Here is a 15,662-nt window from a genome sequence, read left to right as displayed (position 1 = left end):
AGCAAGACCGTAGATAGCCGAAATCTACCCTGATCTCAAGGGAATAGATGTATAAGAGCTGGCAGCCAAAGGTTGCCAAGAAAGATCAGTGGCTTGTTCGCAAGGCGACCGTCCTGGACAGCCAAAAGGTGCCACCGGTGCCAGACAGTGCCACCGCAATATCAATGCGGAACGCAGCAAAAGCGGCAGCAACACTGGTGATTCGCGCCCGCAGCACCCGTGCGTACGGTGCATTACAATTTACGCCTTTCAGGCGTGCGTCGCTGCATTCGCATGAGCTTGCGAATGCGCTCAAATCGATGCTCGGGTGGGGGCTAAATCGCTGATCCGAAACAGGAACTTTCGGGCCTGAAAGGATCGGCAAAGACCAGCCGGATGGCTGGTCGAGCCGTACGAATCAGTGCTGCCCATAAATCCCAGTGAGCCCTGGGGATTTATCCCAAAGGCTCACGCTCACCGGACCCTCGGGGCCGGGATTTATGGAGCGACGCCATGCGCAGCGCCGAGACTGTAGACTTCACCGACCTCGATCTTTCGACACTCGATCTCCCCATCATAGGAGAAGGTATCCTGCGCGATGCGCGGGTCCCCGACCTCGGTCTGCGCCTCCGGTCGGGCGGGTCCAGAACATGGGTCCACTTCGAGAAACGCGCCGGGAAAACGACCCGGCACACCCTCGGGGATGCCACGTCCATCCCCCTGAAATCTGCCCGCCTGATGGCATCGGCAGTGAGCGAACCTCCCGAAACCTCGTCCGAACCTGACGCCAAGCCCGCCCGGTTCCTGCCCGACGCGCGTGTCGATGAAGTCATGACCGGTTACCTTGCATTCGGGGCGCAAGGTCGATGGAAAGCCAGCACTGGAAGGCAGATGGCGTCCATCGTCCGCACGTCCATCCTCCCCTCGCTCGGCGCGCGCGAGGTTCGGGATATCACGCAACAGGAGGTAGCGCGCTGGCATCTCGACGTATCGGCACGCACCACATCTGCGCGCATGGCCCTGTCCACCTTGTCGGGCATGATGCTTTATGCGGAGGATCACGGCTTGCGCCCCGCAGGGTCCAATCCCTGCCGTAGCCTCCGTAAGAAGGAGGTCAGCACGCGCGGAAGACAGTTGCCGGCGGCAACCGTCTCGCGCCTTTGGCAGGCGCTCGACCGGCTGCAAAACCGGATGCCCGACGCCTGCGATGCGGTGCGGCTCCTGTTCCTCACTGGCGCAAGGCGAAGCGAGATATTGGGGCTGAGATGGGACTGCCTTTCAGGCCCGCGTGCGGTCCTTGCCGACTCCAAGACGGGCCCGCATGTGGTCTGGCTCAACGCCCTCGCCCGCGCCGTTCTGGATCGGCGTGCGGAAGCGGCAAGCGGCCCGTTCGTGTTTCCAGCGCCCAAGCGAAAAGGCCCAATGACGGTAATAGACCGGCAATGGCGAGCCATCCTGAAAGAGGCGAAGATCACCGGCCTGCGCGTGCATGATCTGCGGCATCACTTTGCCTCTGTGGCCGTCTCCAACGGTATAGATCTGCGCGTCGTCGGACAGTTGCTGGGGCATCGTGATATCGACAGCACCCTGGGATATGCTCACCTCGCTACGGAAACCTTGGTGAAGTCGGCCAGCCGGGTTTCTGCGCGCATCGACCACTCACTTGCGGGCTGCAAAACCGGGGAGCCTTCCCCTCGCCGGAAGGCCAAAACCGTTTCTCCCGTCTCCGGGAAGGAGGTGCGTCATGGCTAATCCACGCCTTTCACTCACGGATGCGATCTGTAAACGGGCAAAGCCACAGGCGACCGAATATGCCCTGCATGACAGTCGTCAGCCGGGCCTTAGCCTGCGTGTCCAGCCAAGCGGGGCGCGAAGCTGGATCATGCGTGCCAGGTTGAACGGGAGGCAGGCCAAGCATTCCCTCGGGACGTTCCCCAAAACCGGCGTGAAGGCCGCGCGTCAGGTAGCCAATGCGCTGCTGGCCGGGAACGCGTCCGCGCCAAAGCTCCTGTCCGATGCCCCGCTATTCGAGGTCTTTCAGGCGGAGCATGAAGCCAAGCACGGCCGATCCTTCAAGCCCTCGGGACTGCGCGCCTATCGAAGCTATGTACATACTCAGTTGCTCCCCGCGTTCGCCGGAAAGGCGCTCGACGCCATCACCCGCCCCGACGTCGTACGATGGTTCGAGAGCTACAGCCTCGTAAGCCCCGGCGGGGCAAATCGCGCGCTGGGCATCCTTGGCCAGATGATCGATTGCGCGAAGCGCTGGGGTCATCTGTCGTCGGACTGGATCAATCCTGTATCCGGCGTCCGGCATAATCGGCGCAAGATCGTCGGCACCTTCCTGACTGAAATGCAACTGGAGCGGCTAGGTGAAGTCCTTGCCCTACGAATGGCGGACGGCTGCATCGCTGCGTCGCTCCTGCGGTTCCTCACGCTGACCGGATGCCGGGTCAGCGAGGCTATCGATCTGGAATGGGGCGACGTGCTGAACGATCGGCTGCGGCTGCGGGACAGTAAGACCGGCCCCCGTGACGTTCCGCTCGGAACCCCAGTCCGCCAGTTCCTCAAGGCGCTTCGCTCCAATGCAAACCAGTCCCTCCGCGCGAAAACCCCTCTGCCCGCGCGCAAGTCTCACGCGGTATTCCCTCTGCCTTCCCGACGCGGATACGGTCATGTGCGAAGCGTCTGGCATAGTGTTCGGAGGCAAGCGGACTTGCCCTCGTCCCTCCGCATTCATGACCTATGTCATAGCTTCGCTAGTCATGCGGTCATGTCGGGAGAGACGTTGCTGACGACTTCGCGGCTGCTCGGGCATCGTCGCATACAGACCACGGCCCGCTACGCCCACCTTGCTGATGGGACATTACTGGATGCAGCGGAAAAGATCGGCGGTCTGCTAATGATGCAGGCGGCGGGGCGGCGGACGGGGAAAGCCGTCAACATCGCTGTGTAGGGATCAAGGCCGAGTAGTGGCGGCGTGTCGGATAGCTTAGGAGGGTTGCCGCCGCCGCCACCATCTTCGCACCAGGACGAAAACGCCCGACGAAAGCCCGATGGCCGGACCAGCCCACATCCAGGCGAAATACATCAGGTCATATCCCGACCGCCTAAATAGCGAGCCGCTCTTGGAGAGCGCGATCCATCCGCAAGCCCGATAATGACAATGCAGGTTGGCGACTTCGGGCCAGTCCACCCTTGCCTCCAGCCACAAACCTGTAAGCGCATAGATGCCGAGAAGAAGCACCAGAACCGCCAACGGCACCCAAAACCGGGGCGGCGCAAGCGGCGGCTCAAGGTCTTCGGGTGGATGGAACAAATGCATGCGGCTGTCCTCTCGCAGGAAGACTGCGCAAAGCGCTGGCGGCTGTCGAGAGGTGGTACAGCGGCTAAAGGACGCCCGCCGTTCGTTTCAGTTCGGCGATTCGCTGGGAACATACCTCATGGACCACGCTGCCCAGCTCCTCGACGCGCGCGGCCAGCCATTCCAGTTCGTCGGCCGTGATCGTATAGTGCTTGGAGTAACGCGCCTTCACATAGGCATCACGCAGCTTCGTAAAGAGGTTCCGCGCCTTCCGGTCATCGCGTGGCCAGACGTTCACCAGCCTCATGTCCAGCTTGTCAGCGATAGAACGCAGAAATGCGATGTTGTGGCGGTGTGGAGTGTAAAAGGTGAGAGTGAGGAGGAGGCAATGATACAGCCGCTCGGTCGCCTGATGAAGGTCAAAAGCCGCCTTCTTCAACCATCCCTGCTGCATGGAATGGAGGGCCGAGCCGTGGAAATGACTCGCGGTGGGAAACCACTCTTCGAAATACTCCAGCGCCAGCTCAAGGGCGTCGGTCGGCTCCTTGGGCTTGGGCTGATGGAGTGCGGTGTCGCTTGACTGGTAGAGTGCGATCCCGTCACGCGCGATGTCCATGAAGAAGAAACGCCCCTGCGCCAGCGCATCGTTTACGTCCTTGAGGCTGTGAACGATAAAGTTGGTAGGCGTCCTTAGCACCTTCGTTACCTGGGTCTCACGGATCAGCCGCTCCTCAGCGTTGTGCCACAGGTCAGGCTCGGTAAGGTCCTGCTGGTTGACGATGACCAGCAGATCATAGTCGGAGACATAGCCCTTCGCCGTATGCGGCTCATCCACCCAATCTCGCCGGGCATGAGAGCCGAACAGGATCACCTTGAGAATGCGCCCCGCCTTGCGCTTCCCCTCCGCCATTACCGTTGCATCGCCGAATTCCTCGAAAAGGAACTGGACGATGCGGGCTAACTCGCGCTGCTTGGCCTGCGGCAGATGGGAAAGATCAGTCTTCATCGGTCTGTCATTTCTATGACCGGCAGGGCGGCCCGGTTCAAGGATAAGTCGGCGCGGTTTCGGTTAAGCCCCGCCCCCGTAGATGCGGGCATGCAGGCCGCGCAACGCTACGAACAGGAGCGTTTCGACTTCGTCGGAAGACATGCCAAGGCGTTGCGCTACCTCGCCCAGAGCGCGCCCTTCGATTCGATGCAGTTGATAGACCTCGCGGGCCATCAACGGCAAACTATCCAGCGCCCGCCTGAACGCCTCGACATCGATCGAATCGGCCGCCCGCCCGGCCAAGAGCCACCCGCTTACCCAAAGGCCAGCAGCATCCGCCTGCGTGATCGCACCGTCATCGACACGGATTGCGCTCTCCTGCCCCCATCGCGCGCGGACCTCGTCGACCGCCTCCACCGAAGCCTTTTGCCACGACTTGGCGGCGAAAAGGTTATCGATCTTCGCCACCAGCATCCGGCCGCTACGCCTCGGCGCATTGAGAAGCGCCAGAGGCGGAATGGCATCGATGAACTCCCGCGCCTCCCGCAACAGAGCCAGAACCGACGGAATGTCCTTCCGCACTGCACGTCCTCCTTCTTCACAACACCGGCCGCCGGAGAGGCGGGGTGGGCGGCAAGGCGTGGACTGGCAGACCCACCGATGAAGTCGGGCTGCATCCGCAGGACCGGAACGAAGTGAAGGACTTGGCGCATAGCGCCAAGTTGCGGCCCGACGCGGTGGGCCTAAAGGGGAACGCCGCCCACCCTGCCTCTTCGGCGGCCAAATAACGACGTCATCGCGGCACGCGATGGCCGTCAGCAGCCAAAGGCTGCCGCGTCAGCGATCGTCACCCGGATGGGACGAGACAAGCGAAGCGCCGGCTCGGTGGAACGCAGTGGAATAAAGCGCGATCGCCCAAGGGCGAGACGCTAAGACGGTCCGCGCCCTCATGCATTGATGCCGCCCTAGGGTCGTTCGAATCCAAATGTGCAGAAAAATTGGCAGCCGATCGGCTCAGTTGCAGATCGCCCGCTCGCGATTGAACCGAGGCCAGATCAAAGCAGTGCCGGTTCGCACCATCGCACAGTTGACCTCCACATCGCTTTGATTGCGACAGATAGCGGTGACTCGATCATAGCTGGTGCCAGTAGGATAGCATTGCAAAGTCTGTCCCTCGGCCAGTGCCGCAAGCTGAGCAGTAGCAGCCGCGCCAGATGCGTCCGGGCATGGGTGCCCGACTGAACAGGTTTCGTCGCTTTCCCGTGCAGCGACCGCATGAAGGCGGACACGCGTGCCGTCGGCGCAACGTAAAGTGTCGCCATCGGTGATTGCCGCCACTGGGCAGGAGAAGCCAGCATCCGCCGATGAAGGTCGGTCGCTTTGAAACCAAGATGGGGACCACAGGTAGACCAGCACTGCGATCGAGAGGATACAGACCGAAGCGAGAAGCATGACGATCGGGTCGCCCTCGATGCGCCAACGGCTTTTCCGCTTCTGCTGCATCATCGCACGGTGATGCGCATTTGCCCAATTGCGATGCCCGCCCCTCTTCATGACCGCGACTTACCATGCGACGGTAAAAGCTTCGCTACCTCATAAGCCCGGCGGCGCAAACCGCCGGGCTTTGGCCCTAACCGAAGAGCTGACCCTGTCGGTTGTCAGCCTGGGTCTTCGCCTTGGCGAGGAAGTCGACCCGCTCGGCAATGACCTCGCAGCCGAAACGCTCGGCGCCGTTCTTGTCCTGCCAGCGGGAATAGTGAAGCCTGCCCGTCACCATGACCATCGCGCCTTTGGTGACATGCTCGGCGACGGTCTTGCCCACACCGTTGAAGCAGGTGATGCGGTGCCACTCGGTCTCGTTTTTGCGCTCCCCTGCCCCGTCGCGGAAGCTGCGGTTCGTGGCGAGCGAGAGACTGGTGATCGCGCTGTCCCCGCGCGTCTTGCGGGTTTCGGGGGCGTTTCCGACGAAGCCGACGAGAGTGACCATATTCTTCATGAGCTGACCTTCCTGATGCTGTTCGATCCGTCCAGGGCTCTTCCCTTGACTGAGCCCCGAAAGGACCGGGCACGGTCGGGATCGCACCGAGCGCAAGCGAGGGAAACTCCGCGCAAAAGGGGTGGTGCGGGCAGGCGGCCGAAGGACGACAACACGGCCCTTGCAGCGCGCGGGTTGCGCATCCCGGCCGGGTTCGGTCAGGGGCATCCTCAGTCTTGAAAAGGGGTGAATCCTGCTCGGCTAGAACCTGCCGTCACGGGAGTGCATGAAGATGGTTAGCTCAGCATCGAAACTGGCGCCTATAAACGGACCAATGGCGGCGGATGAGGTAACTGAGCAGACAACAGCATCGGCTGCGGCGTACGAGCTCCGATCCGACACTGACCACGCGGATTTTTCGGGATTCCGCTTCTGCAGCAAGCATCGACCAACAGCTGTTGTAGAAGATGCCGGGACCAGTCGAATGGAACAGTTGTAAAGAATGGTGCGGCCATTGAGCCCCGCACTGCGCCGTCCGACCATCGCTGTTCGACGACATTGCATCCGGAGGACCGGAACGAAGAGGAGGAGCCGGGCTCTGCCCGGTTTGCCGCTTGCCGCGACGGGACTAGAGGGCAGCGAGGCCCACCGCGCTATTCATAAGCCGGAGGCCAACGCCATCGCGCCCGCGCGATGTCCGCAGCTCTTCGCAGCGCGAGCGCTGCCCGGCTCCAGCAGAGCCCAACAAGGATGCACCCTCGAATCCGGCTGGCCGTCGCGGCGGCGTGCGCGCGGGCCTGGGGGTCAGCCGTCGCCGCGCCCTCCGGCCGGATCGAGCGTGTCACGCGGAAAACAAAATTCCTGCGACCTCTGGCGGCTTCGCAGAAGTCCGCCAGTGCGCGCACACTCGTCCTCGCGTCCCGCATTGCCGGCGAACGGCCGGCCCCGCGTCAGCGATCGTCGCCCGAAGGGACGAGACGCTGAAAGCGGCTCGGTGGAGCGCAGCAGAATAGAGCGCGGCCACCCGCTAGGGTGGGACGCTACCTTGGCGTTTAATCGTTGGCGGTTCAGGAGGCCCCCTGCAAGAGACTAGTGATTCTCGACCAGTTAAATATGAGCCCGCGACCAGGATGATAGGCTCGGGGGCCTCTCGGCACAATTAATCGCAGATTGCGCCAGATTTGCTTCTCCGCCTTGAGAAATTGGCGGGAAGAGTTTGCCACTGCGGCGCTATGCCGCGCAGGGTTTCGCTTAAGCAAGCCACGGTTCTCAAGATCGTCTTCAAGCTTTTGCAGCCACGTTGCCTCATCAGTGATGGCCGTAAGCCCATCCTGTAGCTCGGAAATCGCATTGAACAGGATAAGGTGCTTCCCATCCAACAGAAGAGATCTTGCGATGGCGTCCAAGAAAGGCTGCGAGTCGGGCCCATAGAGCGTTCCGACATGGAAAGCCTCCAAGCCTTCGCGCGTGAGCGCACCTCCATTTTCAGTCCATCCAATGTGGAACAGAAAATTCCGATAATTCTTAGATACGGCAATTTTTTGCGCTGCCGTATCCTTGTAATTTCGTACCCCACCTGCCCAGTGATTAACCGTACCAGCCTGGATTCTAAGCCAAAGTGCAGCGAACGCCTTATCCCTGACGGTACCCCCGCCGAGCGTTGGGGCCCTCATCTCATCATAGCTGGCACCCAACAGAATGAGCATTTCCTGAGGACTCATCTCCCGCCACTTCGCGAAGAAACTTTTGTCCAATGAAGCGGGTGCAGATGGCGGCTTTGCCCTATGATTGAAAAATCTGGTCTCATCAAAACCTGGAGCTGCCGGCGACAGGACTGCAGGATCATATGTAAACAGCCCGACTGGCGCGTTTATGAGATCAGATTCAGCCAAGACGCTCGCGATATGATGGCCGATGGGATAGCCATCATCCGCAATGGTCGGCATAATCAAAACACCGTAATGAAAGTCGCGAGAGTAGGCTAAGGCCTGTCCCAAGCCGGTCAGGTACTCCCGCTTCGACTGCTGCGGAGGTTTAAATTCCGCTCCAATCGTGACCCGACTCACCGGGTCAACCAAAACGAAATCTGGCACCGGCCAAGTTCGCGACGAAGTTATGTAACTCGTGGGCGACAATATTTCAGCCCAAGAGCCTTCCGCAGCCGCCACCCGCCTGACAGCCTCTTGAGCAATCGCATAAGCCAGGACATCATGGGTATTCATGAGGCAGCAGCGAGATCATAGATGTCCCGTTTGTAACCAATATGCGCAAAGTTCCCGTTGACGGCTTTCACAATTGCCGCCGCAAAGATCTCAGCCAACAATGGAGGAACAGCATTTCCGACGAGAGTGCATTGCTGTTGTCTGGTTCCAACGAATTTCATCCAATCTGGAAATGTCTGAATCCTAGCGGCTTCTCTCACAGTCAGGGTACGGTGCAACACCGGATGAATTGGAAAAGCATTGTGCCCAGGGACCATCGTGGTAGCCGGAGCACTCATGGATAGCCGTTTGTAAACATGGCTGTAGTTCTTGACATTGTCCGAGCGGTAACCCTTACGCAGCCAGTCGGGCATTGTCCCTTCTGGAAGCCTACCTCCCTCCGGTATGAGCTTGTAGCGCTCGACCACTAGGCTCTTATGATTCATCGGGACGTGGCTAAATTCTTCGCCATAAGTGGATTCGTGCATTAGGTCGGTAATTACATCGCCAACAGTTACGGTTTTTCGCTGCCAAGCCTTTGGTTCTCCGAAGTGCTTCGCTTCGGGCCAAATAAACTTTATGCCCGCCTTCCAAGCTATAAGGATGAACCGCTCGCGCGACTGGGGAACGCCGTAGGTTGCACAATTTACCACACGATGCTCAAACTCGTAGCCGGCTGCAGAAAGCCGCTCCTCCACTTCGACGAGGTAAGAGCTATCGCCGCGTTGGGTAGAGAGAAAACCTTTCACATTCTCCATAAATATTGCGCGCGGCATCAGTTGTATCGCCAAGTCGATAAACTTGAGCGACACCTCATTCCTTGGATCTTGGTCGGGTCGATGATCCTGTGTGTTTACAAACCGTCGTCTGCCGAAGATGGAAAAACCCTGACATGGCGGACCGCCAAACACGATGTCTATCTCGTGTGGACCAACGTCTCGCCGAACCTCGTCGGCGGTGAGCGTCGCGACATCAGTCGTTCTGTGGGTCAAATGCGGGAAATTGACTTGTAAATTTCGCGAGACGCTATTTTTCAAATCATAAGATGCACGGACGGCGACTCCAGCATTTTGAAAGCCGAGCATTAGTCCGCCGATCCCGGTGAAAAAGCTAACGGCGTTCAGGCCACTTGATTTCGCCAGCGACTCTGTAGGCTTTACAGTTACAGGTGGGGTCATTCGGGTCACTTTTCTTGAAACTTGGTTCGTCCGTGAAACAGCCCCGCTGCTCGAAATGTGATCGATAATGCGCTCTCCGATCCGTTGAGCGAGGAGAACCGGCACCGCATTCCCGACTAACTTGCACTGTTCAGCGCGGGATCCCACGAAAATATAGTCATCCGGAAAGCCCTGGATTCTCGCAGCTTCACGCGGCGACAAACTTCTGTCCTCAGTGGGATGGATCGCAAAAGCGTTGTTGCCAGGAACGAGGGTAAGTGAGGGACGCCCCCGATGCAGTCGCTTGTACGTGTTGCCGAAATTTTTCCTGCGGATTTCCTGCGGCAGTTCGGCAGGGGGGGGCATTCGCCCACCCTCTGGGATCAGCTTATATCGGGCGATGACCTTATCGCTGTGATTGAGATGAATATGATTTGGGGCATCGTCTGGGATACCATCCAGCAACGAGCCAACGCCGACGTATGGCAGTAATCCCGGACCGTGCGTCGGCGCGGGCCACTCAAATTGACCTGGAAGGCGAGTACCAAAAAAGAAGACCCGCCGCCGTACCTGCGCGACACCGAAGTCTGCAGAATTCAGCGTCCTCACATCAACGCGGTAACCTAGCTTTTCGAACGCAGCGACAATTTCGCGTTCGTACCGTCCACCGTACTGTGTCCGCAGATAGCTTACGTTTTCCATCAGAAATGACGAGGGCTGCAACCAGCCGACGACGTTGACGAAATGCCAGAAGAGTCCATTGCGAGGATCGGCGGGATTTTGGTCACCAAGCGTTGAAAAGCCTTGGCAGGGAGGCCCCCCAACCACCAAATCGATCTGCCGTCCTCGCAGGGTTTCTTCGAGCTCACCTCGCGTCAACCGCTGAATATCCCCCAAAAAAAACGGTACGTCGCGGAGGTTCCGGGCAAATGTCTTAGCGGAAGACGGTTCGAAGTCGGTAGCGAACGCCGATTCAAAGCCAGCTTTCTCGATTCCTAGTGTCAAACCGCCGCCACCTGCAAAAAGGGAAACGGCAGAAAACTCCCTCAGCCGATGGACGGTCACGACCGAGCGTCCGTTGCCCGAGGGGTATCGCCGGGAACCGGGGAACGAGCGTCGAAAAGACTCCTTTGAAGGAACCTCGCTCCGTGCTCCTCGACATACGCACGCATGTACGCCCGCAAGACTTGGGCAGCCGTGCTGTCTTTTGATTTGCAGGCTTCGATGAAATCACGGCGCAAGGTATCGTCTACGCGAATTCTCAATCCAGCTTCAGTCATCCGAATTCCCCTGGATGTACGTCGTGTTCACCATCGACACACACATGGGAATTGTCAATTGAAAATTGGAACAAAAAGTGATTCCGGTTAGGCCGGCTGGTTCAAAATGGTCGGACCCCAACCTCCTCCCAGAGACACCATGCTGCACACCTCCAGGCTGACTTGATCACCACGCGTGACAGTCAGCCGCTAATAGAGGTTCACAGCGGCAGCACATCTGCAGCTGTCATCTGGCGGCTCCGAAAACCTGTACGACCGGGTCTGGTAGGACCTACCTAAGATAGCGGTGATGGGTTGCCAACCTGTGCGCGTTGCACATCGGCGAACTGCTTTGCCCAGCACAGGCCGTCGACAAGCTCCATCTGTGCGATTGTCGAGCAGGGAATTTCGAGCAGGCGCGGATTCGCGTAAATCACCGCGAGGCATCTGGCGCGGCTTATTGCGACATTCAGGCGGTTGCGGCTGTAAAGAAACTCAATGTTGCGCGGCAAATCCTCGCCCGATGACGTCGCCATGGAAACCAATACGACCGGCGCTTCCTGCCCTTGAAATTTGTCCACGGTGCCGACACGCGCGCCCTCAGGAAGCAAGCGTCTAAGCATCTCGACCTGCATGTTGTAGGGCGAGACAACGAGAATCTCCTCCGTTCCGATCTGGTGACGTTCACCGTGCCGGTCGTTCCAATGAGACCCGATCAGCGCGCGATAGGTGATAGCGAGGCGCTCGGCTTCCTCCTGCGAACGCTGGGTGCATCCCGCATGGTCCACCTCGACAAAACGAAGTCCAGCGGGTGCGAGCGCATCGGGGTCTTCAGCAACGTCAACCTCGATGCGCTGGCGCGCGGTTGTCGGCTCAGCCTCAAGGCGCCGGTCGTACACCGCTTCCGAGATGAAACGGCACAGGTCCGGGTGCATCCGACGAGTAATCGGAAGGAAGATGCCTTGATCGGGCGGGACCGTGGAATGTCCCTCAAGCAGATGATCGAGGGCGGACCGCCCGCTATCGCCCGGATGCGTGCCTTTGATCGGCTGCGATAGCTGCATCTGGTCACCCACCAGGACGACGTTCCGCGCGGAGGTTCCCATCGCCACGACGTTAGCGAGACTGACTTGTCCCGCCTCGTCGATAAACAGATAGTCGAGCGTTTGGTCGAGGTCCTCACGGGCGAAGAGCCAGGCCGTGCCGGCAACGAGTTGGTGGTGCGGCGCGACGCCGCTGCCACTCCCACCCACGACATCGACGATCCAGCCACCGGTGCCGACCATCTGGTCTTCTCGCGTTGATTTCTTCACGCCTTGGCACGACAGTCCCTGCGCCTTGGCCATCATCTCCACCTCCTTGAGGAGATTGTTGATCGCCTTGTGCGAATTGGAGGCGACGCCAACGCGTTTACCGTCCGCCAGGAGCGCGACGATGGCCTGCGAGGAGGTATAGGTCTTACCCGCTCCCGGCGGGCCCTGTATGAGGAGATAGCTGTCGTCGAGCGCTCGGAGGGCATCTAACGCGCCCTCGGTCACATCGGTGCCTTCGGGGACGACAGCTCGGCCTAGTTCTCTGCCTTGGAGGCGCGGTCGATCACGGCACATAATCGCGGTGACCGCGGAGTACCTGTTGCCGCCCCCCGCAACGTCCTCGGCATAGCGGTGAACGGCTGCGCGGAGCACCCTGTCACCAATTGGTCCTTCGGGAATCAGCGCGCAACCGGCCTCGATCGGCGAGCGGCTTGGCCCGACTTTCAGCTCGATGAAGCGCTCATCCTCATCGAGCGAGACGATCTCGCCAGCGGGTTCCAACGTTCCGGACCGCAACGGCTCGTCGCCGACCCGCATCTTGAAGTCTTGCGCGGGAAAGGTGAAGGCGTGAACCATGGACCTCTTGTCTTTCCATGGCAGGCGGGTCGGGTGAGGATGAAGGTTGGCGATGCTCTCCGCATCGTTTAACAGTGCGTCGGCGTCCATGTCCTGCCTCGCAAACATTGCCCACCATGTGGGCTTGGCCTCACGACGATGGAACTCAAGCAGATTGACGAGCAGATGTCGCCAGGGGGCGTCATCGCCAGCAATGAGTGTTTCGGCCAATCGGCGAGTGCGCTCATCCGCCTCTTCACGCGCCGCCACCTTAACCGGATCGGCGGGCTTCAAAGCCCTACCGGTGAACCACTCAGTTTCCGTCGGACGCAAAGACAGCAGCCAGTCCCGGCACATGCGTGTCGAGCGGCAGTCGATCTCATTATAGTCGGCGATCTCCCGCAAAAGCTGTTCGCCGCCGAGGCGACGCCAGCGCTCGTAAATCACGATGCTGTCGCCGGCGGTCTTGACCTCTCCGTGACGGCCGCCTGGCAAATAGAAGGCTTCCATGTTCTTGATGGAGTATCGCGGTTCCGACGTTCGGATCGCCTCAGCGACCACCTTATAGAGATCGACCAGACGATCCCCGCGCAGCAGATCGTCGACCTCGCGCTCGCGCGTGCCGTGATACATCGCCAGCTTCTTCAGAGCTGTCTGCTCGTAGGACGCGTAATGGTAGATGTGCGCGCTTGGGTGACGCGCGAGACGCGCGGTCATGAAATCGACCGTCTGCTCGAATGCAACTTTCTCGGCAGCCCTGTCGTGCGCCCAGAAGTCGTGAAAGCGATCTTCTTCCCCGTCCATGGCGACGAGGCCGAACAGGTATTCCAAGCCACCGTCGAACAAAGGGTCTCCCTCCATGTCGAAGAACATGTCGCCGTCGTTCGGGCGAGGCAGGCGAGCAAAGCCACGACCTCGGGTAGCCGGTAGAAGTTCGACGCGCTTCTCGCCCGTCCGCCGCTGATGAGCTTGCAGGCGCGCCTGCGCCGAGAGTTTGGCGACTGTTGCCGGTTGAATACCCGCGATCTTTGTGCCGACGGGCACCGTCGCCAGGGCGGTGATGTCATCGATACCGGCCTCGCGGAGCGCGACGGTCTGGCTGCGGCCCATGCCGGCAACGATCGAAAGATGGTCTGCGGCTTCCCAGTCGTCTTTGCACCGTTCCGACCAACGGCAAAAGGTGCAATGACCACAAGGATCTCCGGCCGACGTCGCAGGCACGTCCTCCACGAACGCTTCGTAACGTTGTCGCGCTATCGCAAAATAATGGAGCACGGAAGTAGTACGAAGTGTCGCGATTTCGCCGTTCCCGAGCACCACATGCATCGATGGCGGCGCAATTCCTTGCACGTCAGCCAACATGTCAGCGTACACGCAAAGCTGGAGAACATGCTTTGGTTTGGCTGACCGGGCGAGCTTCGTATCTGCCACGTCGTAGGCGAAGTTGCCGAGCAACGAGGTCACGCCGTCTCGCTTCAAAAGGAAATCGGAATACCCGTGCCACCGCCCCACCAGGAACGCGCCCTGGTAAATTACATCGTGTCCGCCCTGCATGGCGCGACGGGTAGCATCCGCTCGATCCTGCAGCTTGCCGTCTGAAGAAATCTCGACGACCGATCGGCCCTCGTCCCGGAGTCGCTGTAGATAAGCCTGCTCATGCTCGATCCCCTTCTGCTGGAGAAGGACCGCGCTCTCGTCGTCGGGCGGAAAGCTGGCGGGACTGACCAAGTTCCGTATGTCTTGCAAGGTGGCGTGAGCGCATCCCATGAAGTTGACGAGGTCGCTCGCCGAAAAGATCGTCCTTCCTTGGTGCCTCAGCATTCCCGTCACTCCCAATGCGGATCATGATCCGCTCGACTCATGATGCCAAATGATCATGATCGCGGTAGACGACAAAAGCTGTCATATCCGGGGGAGGCTCACATTTCCTATCGCAACGCGATTGATCTGCTGACGATCGCGGCTCGTGCCGCCTCCATGAGGGGCATCAGTCTCGCCGAAATCGAGGAAATCCTCGAACGGGATTATCGAACCGCTCAGCGCGTCATCACTGCACTTGGCGAGCGGTTTCCGGAACTTGAGAAGGTCAAAGACGAGGAAACCGGTAAGGCAAGGTGGAAGCTGCCATATAAGGCGGTCGCACCACTGCTGACCCCAACGGCCGAAGAACTAGCCGCCCTCACTTTGGCGGAGGAGATACTCGGCAAGGGTGCGGGCATAGATCAGGTCGAAGCGCTTCGCTGCCTGCACGCCAAAATCCTTGCGCTGATCCCCGGCGATCGTAGCCGCCGCATCGAGGCTGACGAAGAAGCCCTTCTCATGGCACTCGGCCACGCGGCGCGACCGGGTCCGAGGCAGGTGGGGCGGGAGAACGTCGACGTGGCGATCTCAACCGCGCTCAAGGGACCATCCCTCCTGCAAGTCCGATACCGTGGCTGGAAAGATTCTGTAGCCCGTAATCGCACGCTAGCGCCGCATGGCCTTCTGCTCGGCGCACGCCGCTACCTCGTCGCCATCGATCTTGGAAAGGTCGGGGGCGGATTGCAGCACTTCCGCGTGGACGCGATCGAGGATGCGACCGTCCTGCCCAAGTCGTTCGTAAAGAAGGAAGGGTTTGATCTGGATGAGCATGCCGAACGCTGCTTCGGCTCCTATCAGCAGGAAAGCGGGGTTCACGACGTCGTGTGGCGCTTCGCGCCGAAAGCGGTCGCTCGGGCGGAGGGGTTCCTGTTCCATCCTACACAAACGACCGAGCAAGACACGGACGGTTCTCTGATCGTTCGATTCCGCGCGGCAGGCCTGCTGGAAATGTGTTGGCATCTCTACATGTGGGGTGACACGGTAGAGGTGCTATCGCCGCCCCAACTCGCGGCGATGGTCAAAGATCATAGACGCTCGGATTTCTCCTCGATGCCTTGATCGATAAGGGGC

At 59.8% G+C, this 15,662-nt stretch carries 12 protein-coding genes; 4 read left to right on the top strand and 8 right to left on the bottom strand.

The genetic code is table 11. The features are described 5' to 3' along the window. Positions 1-47 precede the first annotated feature (47 nt). From WG907_RS09415 to WG907_RS09405, 3 genes are all read left to right on the top strand, one after another. Positions 48-326 (top strand): hypothetical protein, encoded by a 279-nt coding sequence (locus WG907_RS09415; protein ID WP_340232525.1) that lies wholly within the window; start codon positions 48-50, stop codon positions 324-326. Between the two features lie 166 nt (positions 327-492). Beyond that, positions 493-1,731, top strand: a complete 1,239-nt coding sequence (locus tag WG907_RS09410; RefSeq protein ID WP_340232524.1) for a tyrosine-type recombinase/integrase — start codon at positions 493-495, stop codon at positions 1,729-1,731. Beyond that, positions 1,724-2,935: a site-specific integrase gene (locus WG907_RS09405; RefSeq protein WP_340232523.1), complete on the top strand. Its 1,212-nt coding sequence runs from the start codon at positions 1,724-1,726 to the stop codon at positions 2,933-2,935. Before WG907_RS09410 ends, WG907_RS09405 begins: the two co-directional genes overlap by 8 nt. Before the next feature lie 36 nt (positions 2,936-2,971). Here WG907_RS09405 and WG907_RS09400 read toward each other — a convergent pair whose 3' ends face one another. The 8 genes from WG907_RS09400 to WG907_RS09365 all read right to left on the bottom strand — a co-directional run bounded on the left by WG907_RS09400 (position 2,972) and on the right by WG907_RS09365 (position 14,552). Further along, positions 2,972-3,304 (bottom strand): hypothetical protein, encoded by a 333-nt coding sequence (locus tag WG907_RS09400; protein WP_340232522.1) that lies wholly within the window; start codon positions 3,302-3,304, stop codon positions 2,972-2,974. Positions 3,305-3,368: 64 nt separating this feature from the next. Next, positions 3,369-4,289 carry a HEPN domain-containing protein gene (locus tag WG907_RS09395; protein WP_340232521.1) on the bottom strand — a complete coding sequence of 307 codons (921 nt, stop codon included), beginning with the start codon at positions 4,287-4,289 and terminating at the stop codon, positions 3,369-3,371. Positions 4,290-4,352: 63 nt separating this feature from the next. Further along, entirely contained in the window at positions 4,353-4,853 is a 501-nt protein-coding gene (locus WG907_RS09390) for an RNA polymerase sigma factor (protein WP_340232520.1), read from the bottom strand. 432 nt (positions 4,854-5,285) lie between these two features. Continuing rightward, positions 5,286-5,777 (bottom strand): thermonuclease family protein, encoded by a 492-nt coding sequence (locus WG907_RS09385; RefSeq protein WP_340232519.1) that lies wholly within the window; start codon positions 5,775-5,777, stop codon positions 5,286-5,288. Positions 5,778-5,901: 124 nt separating this feature from the next. Next, on the bottom strand, positions 5,902-6,267 hold the full coding sequence (locus WG907_RS09380; protein ID WP_340232518.1) for a single-stranded DNA-binding protein: 366 nt from the start codon (positions 6,265-6,267) through the stop codon (positions 5,902-5,904). A gap of 1,046 nt (positions 6,268-7,313) precedes the next feature. Next, the gene (locus WG907_RS09375) at positions 7,314-8,468 is read right to left on the bottom strand and encodes a hypothetical protein (protein ID WP_340232517.1); all 1,155 of its coding nucleotides are present in this window, start codon (positions 8,466-8,468) and stop codon (positions 7,314-7,316) included. Next, on the bottom strand, positions 8,465-10,669 hold the full coding sequence (locus WG907_RS09370) for a DNA cytosine methyltransferase (RefSeq protein WP_340232516.1): 2,205 nt from the start codon (positions 10,667-10,669) through the stop codon (positions 8,465-8,467). The genes WG907_RS09375 and WG907_RS09370 overlap by 4 nt, the downstream gene beginning before the upstream one ends. Before the next feature lie 490 nt (positions 10,670-11,159). Continuing rightward, positions 11,160-14,552 carry a TM0106 family RecB-like putative nuclease gene (locus tag WG907_RS09365; RefSeq protein ID WP_340232515.1) on the bottom strand — a complete coding sequence of 1,131 codons (3,393 nt, stop codon included), beginning with the start codon at positions 14,550-14,552 and terminating at the stop codon, positions 11,160-11,162. Between the two features lie 156 nt (positions 14,553-14,708). On the opposite strand from WG907_RS09365, the gene WG907_RS09360 reads away from it, so the two are divergent. After that, positions 14,709-15,650: a helix-turn-helix transcriptional regulator gene (locus tag WG907_RS09360; protein ID WP_340232514.1), complete on the top strand. Its 942-nt coding sequence runs from the start codon at positions 14,709-14,711 to the stop codon at positions 15,648-15,650. Positions 15,651-15,662: the final 12 nt, after the last annotated feature.

The organism is Sphingobium fluminis, from assembly GCF_037723805.1.
Classification (GTDB): Bacteria; Pseudomonadota; Alphaproteobacteria; order Sphingomonadales; family Sphingomonadaceae; genus Sphingobium.
Note: the sequence above shows the minus strand (reverse complement) of the source record. Positions and strands in the feature narration are given on the sequence as shown.

Excerpts from the sequence above, each read along its gene's own strand:
- WG907_RS09395 (WP_340232521.1), bottom strand. The coding sequence starts at position 4,289 with ATGAAGACTGATCTTTCCCATCTGCCGCAGGCCAAGCAGCGCGAGTTA.
- WG907_RS09415 (WP_340232525.1), top strand. The coding sequence starts at position 48 with ATGTATAAGAGCTGGCAGCCAAAGGTTGCCAAGAAAGATCAGTGGCTT.
- WG907_RS09410 (WP_340232524.1), top strand. The coding sequence starts at position 493 with ATGCGCAGCGCCGAGACTGTAGACTTCACCGACCTCGATCTTTCGACA.
- WG907_RS09400 (WP_340232522.1), bottom strand. The coding sequence starts at position 3,304 with ATGCATTTGTTCCATCCACCCGAAGACCTTGAGCCGCCGCTTGCGCCG.
- WG907_RS09360 (WP_340232514.1), top strand. The coding sequence starts at position 14,709 with ATGAGGGGCATCAGTCTCGCCGAAATCGAGGAAATCCTCGAACGGGAT.
- WG907_RS09405 (WP_340232523.1), top strand. The coding sequence starts at position 1,724 with ATGGCTAATCCACGCCTTTCACTCACGGATGCGATCTGTAAACGGGCA.
- WG907_RS09375 (WP_340232517.1), bottom strand. The coding sequence starts at position 8,468 with ATGAATACCCATGATGTCCTGGCTTATGCGATTGCTCAAGAGGCTGTC.
- WG907_RS09365 (WP_340232515.1), bottom strand. The coding sequence starts at position 14,552 with ATGCTGAGGCACCAAGGAAGGACGATCTTTTCGGCGAGCGACCTCGTC.
- WG907_RS09380 (WP_340232518.1), bottom strand. The coding sequence starts at position 6,267 with ATGAAGAATATGGTCACTCTCGTCGGCTTCGTCGGAAACGCCCCCGAA.
- WG907_RS09385 (WP_340232519.1), bottom strand. The coding sequence starts at position 5,777 with ATGATGCAGCAGAAGCGGAAAAGCCGTTGGCGCATCGAGGGCGACCCG.